The sequence below is a fragment of the Vibrio sp. J1-1 genome (assembly GCF_021728395.1).
Lineage (GTDB): Bacteria > Pseudomonadota > Gammaproteobacteria > Enterobacterales > Vibrionaceae > Vibrio.
The window spans coordinates 1-5,701 of record NZ_JAKKCM010000031.1; the positions used below are offsets into that span (position 1 = coordinate 1).

General features: G+C 41.5%; 6 protein-coding genes. 5 read left to right on the forward strand and 1 reads right to left on the reverse strand.

Features of this window, described 5'->3' with window-relative positions; translation table 11 throughout:
• Positions 1-166: 166 nt before the first annotated feature.
• Together L3V31_RS21665 and L3V31_RS21670 are read left to right on the forward strand one after the other, a co-directional pair.
• Positions 167-472 carry an NIPSNAP family protein gene (locus L3V31_RS21665; protein WP_140109328.1) on the forward strand — a complete coding sequence of 102 codons (306 nt, stop codon included), beginning with the start codon at positions 167-169 and terminating at the stop codon, positions 470-472.
• 1,093 nt (positions 473-1,565) lie between these two features.
• Positions 1,566-2,138, forward strand: a complete 573-nt coding sequence (locus L3V31_RS21670; protein WP_237319243.1) for a hypothetical protein — start codon at positions 1,566-1,568, stop codon at positions 2,136-2,138.
• A 1,067-nt stretch (positions 2,139-3,205) separates the two neighbouring features.
• Here L3V31_RS21670 and L3V31_RS21675 read toward each other — a convergent pair.
• Complete coding sequence (locus L3V31_RS21675; protein WP_237319245.1) at positions 3,206-3,358, reverse strand: hypothetical protein; 153 nt, start codon at positions 3,356-3,358, stop codon at positions 3,206-3,208.
• 349 nt (positions 3,359-3,707) lie between these two features.
• Here L3V31_RS21675 and L3V31_RS21680 point away from each other — a divergent pair, with 349 nt between their 5' ends.
• From L3V31_RS21680 to L3V31_RS21690, 3 genes are all read left to right on the forward strand, one after another.
• Entirely contained in the window at positions 3,708-4,118 is a 411-nt protein-coding gene (locus tag L3V31_RS21680) for a cytidine deaminase (RefSeq protein WP_237319248.1), read from the forward strand.
• A 135-nt stretch (positions 4,119-4,253) separates the two neighbouring features.
• A complete protein-coding gene (locus L3V31_RS21685; RefSeq protein WP_237319250.1) occupies positions 4,254-4,661 on the forward strand; it encodes a VOC family protein in 408 nt (135 codons plus the stop codon).
• A 78-nt stretch (positions 4,662-4,739) separates the two neighbouring features.
• Positions 4,740-5,504: an HAD family hydrolase gene (locus L3V31_RS21690; RefSeq protein WP_237319253.1), complete on the forward strand. Its 765-nt coding sequence runs from the start codon at positions 4,740-4,742 to the stop codon at positions 5,502-5,504.
• Positions 5,505-5,701: the final 197 nt, after the last annotated feature.

Below are 5,701 nucleotides of genomic sequence, written 5' to 3' on the forward strand. Positions count from 1 at the left end.
CATAACAAGGCGTTTAAGACGGATTCCCAACGCTTGGCATTTTCGGTTTGATTCAGCTTTAGTGTTTACGGCACAATAGTTTAGGTTTGGTGGTGGCGTTGCTCACCACTTAACGCGGCGTTATACGTTGCGCATAAAATTAAGCAATTAGAAGGATTTAAAGCTTATGATTACTTGCTATGTCAGGTACGTGATTGACCCGAAAAAGGTCAAAGAATTTGAAGAATACGCAAGAATGTGGATTCCACTTGTTGAGAAGTTCGGTGGTCAACACAATGGCTATTTCCTACCGTCAGAAGGTGCGAATAATATAGCTCTAGCTTTGTTCACATTTGAAAGCTTATCAGCATATGAAGAGTATCGTCTTAAATCTTTAAACGATCCTGAGTGTATTAAAGCTTTTGAGTTTGCAGATAAAGTAGACTGCATTATTAGCTATGAACGTAGCTTTTTCAGACCAGTGCGCGGGTAAGGAAGCAACGTATAACAAACAATTTAAGAGGGATTCCCAACGCTTGGCATTTTTGTTTCTACTTCAATTTTAGTGGTTACGGTACAATGCTTTAGGTTGGGTGGTAGCGTTGCTCACCCCTTAATTGGGCGTTATACGCAGGGCGAGTTTTGCTGCTACTCCCTTGTGTCTAAGTCGTGTTCCCTTGTGTCTCATTTGCATCAATTCCTTGTATTTTCGTTGAATTACTAGGTAATTTCCCCCCAAGCCTTCAGACCAAAATTCGAAATTCTCGACTGTTTCCCGGTTCGGGTGAATAGGGAAAATTCGCCGAGGTAGTGTTTGTTGAAACTCCGCTCTGTCAAATTGTCAGCCTAAAAGCCTATGTGTTTGCTGAAGTTCTGTTTTCTTTGGAGTTGTGTGTTTCAAGTGCACTTCAATCAAAAATCGCTGAATGTCTTAGTCTCACAAAAGTGCATCAATACACATAAAAATTCGTGCTTACAAAGTGGGGCTTGGCTTAAAATCGTAACTTCAGCGTTGGGCGTATAACAAAGCATTTAAGCGCGATTCACAACGCGTGGCATTTTTGGTTTGCGTAGAATTTTGTGTTTAAGGCGCAATGCGGTAGCCGTTGTGTACTGCGTTGTTCACGCCTTAATGCGGCGTTATGTTTACTTGTATTTCAGTGGCTTAAAGCTTCTTCGATCATTGTTCTTTGTCCCTTTAGCTATTCGTTCGAGTTTCTTCAGCAAATCCGCATTGTCGGCCTAAGTTCTTGAATCACTCAGCCAGTAAAACATGTCAATGTTCGTGGGTTGCTTCATTTTCAGGTCGTGGTGGCTGGTTTTAGGTTTCACTGGCTCTAAGTCGCGTTGAGTGTATTTGCCAATTAGCATTTCAGCTTGGCAGTTGCCTCGGCAATTGAACATTGTCTTGCGCTTTGGTTGGAAAGACAGGGCGCTTGTTACGACTTGGTTGGGGTGCCTCATTGGGCAGGGAAGTGGAATTACTGGTTTTAGGCTGGTCGCGTTTGACGGCCAATCCGGTTCTAGCCTTGTGGTTTGCTTCAGAAAACTAGTTAGAAATTGCAGTTCTTTCTCAAGTAAATCATGTGTTTGTGGTAAAACATAACAAACAATTCAACAGTGATTCGCAACGCTTGGCGCTCTCACTTTGGGTTGAGTTTAGTGTTTACGGCGCAGTGGTTAACTTCAGTGTTTACGCTGCTCACACGTTAATTGGGCGTTATGTTTATGGGCGTAAGCATCACCAGATGGTATTTAAGATGAAATTAATTAAAAAAGAGAAAGCGAAACTGGAAGAGGGTATCTCTGAGTTGGAACGACGTCGTTTAGAATGGTCCAAACAAGCGAAGCCTACAATTTTGTCTGTATCTGATGAATACGCTAAAAATGCTAATGAAGCAGGTTTCCCTTATCGTTTGATTGTTAATGTTGGCTCTGAAGATTTGAATTATCAGACTGTTCAAATTGGCTTTGGGATTAACTCTACAGGAATATTAACGAAAGAGCGTCAATCTAGCGGGGACCAAGTCAACGAAATACAACGTAAAATAATTGAAAAAGGTTGTGCTCTAGTTTTTCCCAATCTCCATCTGGTGAGGTCATGGTTCTACTGTACCCTTATAAGTCGGAAGTACATAGCCGCACTGAAACTAACATAATGCTTCATGCTGGGTTACACCCAGAGAAAATAACTAAGAAGTTGGTTAAAAAATATCTCGACCAAACAGTTCGTTATGCAAGAATTAGTAGTTTGAATGGTATGGCTAGGGGATTGTCATTACGTGATAGATGGGCGTTGTCAAAAATGAAGTTCATGGATCAACGAGCTAAAAACCAACGCAGGAATACACTAATTAACCTAGATAGTGAATGGTTGAAAATGATCATAACTATGCTTCTAACTTTGTTTATTACCCTAATTGCTCAACATTACGCACCAAAATAAACATAACAATCAATTTAAGAGGGATTCACAACGCTTGGCATTTCTGATTCTATTTCAAATTTAGTGTTTATGGCACAATTCTTTAGGTGTGGGTGGAGGCGTTGTTCACCCCTTAATTGGGCGTTAGGCAAAAGGCAAAAAAGTTCTTTGTTCTAATCTTCTTGCTCCCTTTGCCCATCGTTTTTCTTGATCGGCAATTCCGTATTGTCGGCTCAAATCCTTGAATCTCTCCAACCGTAAAATATGCCAAAGTTCGTGGGTTGCCTCATTGGGTTTCAGTGTTGGTTGGTGTTGAGCTTCACTGGCTCAAAGTGAGGAAAGGGCAAGTTAATCGAAGCTTTCGTTTTTGCTGTCATTTCGTAGCTTTGAGTTTCTCAGGTTCAAAAGCTACTTTTTCGCTGAAAGGCTGTGTTTCGTGAACGTAAAAAGTGAGGCTGTAACATAGTGGCTTCAGTAGTTCTTGAATCACAAAAAGTCAGTGGGTGATTGGTTGCTTATCGTGTTTAAGGTATTCTGTTTTCAAACAAAGTTAGTGAGTACGCAGACAATTTGCCTAACAAACAATTCAAGCTGATTCGCAACGCTCGGCGCTTTCGGTTTCAATTGGTTTTGTGATTACGGTGAAGTGTTTGAGTGCTTTGGCAGCGTTGCTCACAACTTAATTGGGCGTTATGTTTACTTGTATTTCAAGGGCTTAAAGTTCTTAGGCTGAAATTCTTTGTCCCTCTGGCAATCCGTCCCTAGTAGACTCAGCAAATCCGTATTGTCGGTCTAAGTTCTTTAATCACTCAGGCCGTAAAACATGCCAATGTTCGCGGGTTGCTTCATTGTTAGGTCGTGGCGGTCGGCTTCTTGTTTAACTGGCTCAAAGTCGCTTTCAGGTTCATTACCAAGCAGCATTTCAGCTTGGCAGTTGCCTCGGCAATTCAGCATTGTTTTGCACTTTGGTTGGAAAGAAAGGGCACTTGTTGTTACTTGGGCGGGTTGCCTCATTGGGCAGGGAAGTGGAATTACTGGTTTTGGGTTAGTCGCTTTTGGTGGCCAAGTTGGTTCTGTCCTTGTGGTTTGGTTCAGAAAACTGGCTTGAAATAGCAGTTCTTTCTCAATTAAGTCAGTAACTTGTGGTAAAACATAACAAACAATTCAACAGTGATTCGCAACGCTTGGCGCTCTCACTTCGGGTTGAATTTAGTGTTTACGGCGCAGTATTCAAGTTCAGTGTATGCGCTGCTCACACGTTAATTGGGCGTTATAGCGCACTCGAAAATTCGGAATTGATGGAATGGAAAGAATAGAAAAAGATCTTTATGACGCAGCAGTGCAGCTAATCGAGACGCGATATCCGACGGGTTGGGGCGGCGCGGCGGCAGTGAGAACACGATCAGGAAAAATTCTAACTAGTGTTGCCCCAGATGTGAAAAATGATGCGTTATCACTTTGTATGGAAGTTGGGGCTTATTTGGAAGCTCACAAATTAAATGAAGCGGTAACTCATTCGTTGTGTATATGTCGTGAAGATGAAAATGGAGACTTTTTGGTTCTATCCCCGTGTGGTATTTGCCAAGAACGTTTGGTTCATTGGGGTGGAGATGTCAAAGCAGCAATCTCAAACGAAAACAATAAGCTGGTATTCAAAACCATCCGTGAATTAATGCCTCACCATTGGTCGTTGGTAAATGGAAATGCGCTATAACAAAGCATTCAAGAGGGATTCACAACGCTTGGCAGTTTGGGTTTGAATTAGTTTTAGTGTTTACAGCAAAATGGTCTAGGTTAGGTGGTGGCGTTGTTCACCCCTTAATGCGGCGTTATGTGAATAGGGAAATTCATGACATTACGAGTAGTTCCAGAGTTGTATTGTTTCGATATAAATATAAGTAAAGCTTTCTTCACAGATATTCTTGGTTTTGCCATCAAATACGAAAGGCCAGAAGAAGAGTTTGTATATTTAACACTCGATGGTGTCGATTTAATGTTAGAAGGTTTATCCAGTCAAAGTCGTAAGTGGATCACTGGTAATCCAGAGTTCCCGCTGGGTCGTGGTGTGAACTTTCAGTGGGACGTTGATGACATTGAACGCTTATATTGTGAAGTGTGCTCGAAATCTAATGAGTCAATTTATTTAGCGCTCGAATCTAAATCGTATGAATGTGGTACTAAGTACATCGTTCAAAAGCAGTTTATCGTGCAATCACCAGACGGGTATTTGTTTAGGTTCTGTCAGGACGTCTGTTAACAAAATTCACATAACAAAGCATTTAAGAGGGATTCTCAACGCTTGGCGGTTTTGGTTCAAAGTTCAGCTTAAGTGTTTATGGCACAATGGTTTAGTTTGGGTGGTTTGCGTTGTTCACCCCTTAATGCGGCGTTAGGCGAAGAGGTTCAGATGTACGATACAGTGATTTTTGATTACGGAAATACCTTGTGTGAAATGGGTAGTCTTTCAGGCTCGTTGAAAGCTGTTCTTAAATCGCAGCATGCTGAGCAAATTGGTGATTTGATAGAGCGAAGTATTCAAGAGCTGTATATACCCGAACAAGTGGAGCAACCAAATTGGATTGATGTATGGCAAAAGGCATTTCATAAGTACAAACTAGAATTTGACAAATCGATTGGTTTGAAACATTTGAATCACTTTGTAGATAGCGGTCGTCTTTATCAATACTCAATCCCCCTACTTGAAGCCCTTCATAATCAGGGAACAAAACTCATATTGCTGTCTAATGTAACGGGTAGTACAGAAGTGTTTCAACGTGACTTAATAAACCGAGGACTGGCTAAATATTTCGATAGCATAATTTGGTCTTCAGAAATTGGCTTTAGGAAACCCAGCCGTCAGGCTTTTGAAATTGCATTAGAAAGTGTTGGAAGTTTGGCGAAAGATAGCATTATGGTTGGGGATAGTGAAATTGCCGATATTCGTGGAGCTCAACTAGTAGGTATTTCTACAGTGCTTATCTCAGATCTTAAAAACATAGAAAGCAATGCAAGTCACGTGGTTAATCAAGCAAATATTCTGGAGCACCTAATTCGCCTAACAAACGGTTCAAGAGGGACTACCAACGCTTGGCGGTTTTAGTTCAAACTGGTTTTAGTGGTTAAGGCGGTTATTTTTGGTTTAGCGCAATGCGTTGTTAGCCCCTTAACCGGGCGTTAGGCGCAGTGAGAAATTTCGTGGGTCATATCTCTAATTTCTCTCCGGCCATTCGCTCCAGTTTTTCGGCAATCTGGCTTTATCTTCCCAAGTTCTTGAATCACTCAATCCGTAAAACATGC